Origin of the sequence: Amycolatopsis jejuensis (genome assembly GCF_000717335.1) — a bacterium.
GTDB classification, from domain to species: Bacteria; Actinomycetota; Actinomycetes; order Mycobacteriales; family Pseudonocardiaceae; genus Amycolatopsis; species Amycolatopsis jejuensis.
Window position 1 is genome coordinate 1 of sequence record NZ_JNYZ01000128.1, and the last position, 217, is coordinate 217.

The window sequence follows — 217 nt, forward strand, 5'->3', positions numbered from 1 at the left end:
TTAGAGGTCCTAACAGATTGAGTATTTCTTGAGTCTGCGCCAGCAGATGATGCTGCAGGCGATGCTGAGGAAGGCTTCGTGGATGTCATCGCGGATCTCCCAGCGGATGCGCAGGCGGCGGAACCAGTGCAGCAGCGCGATGGTCTGTTCGACGACCCAGCGGTAAACGCCGAGTCCGGAGCCGTGTTCGGTACTGCGGCGGGCGAACTTCGGATCG

1 pseudogene is annotated in these 217 nt (G+C 60.4%); it reads right to left on the reverse strand.

What is annotated here, in order from left to right:
* Positions 1–9 precede the first annotated feature (9 nt).
* Positions 10–217: pseudogene (locus OO71_RS51165) on the reverse strand (IS5/IS1182 family transposase); the annotation flags it as partial.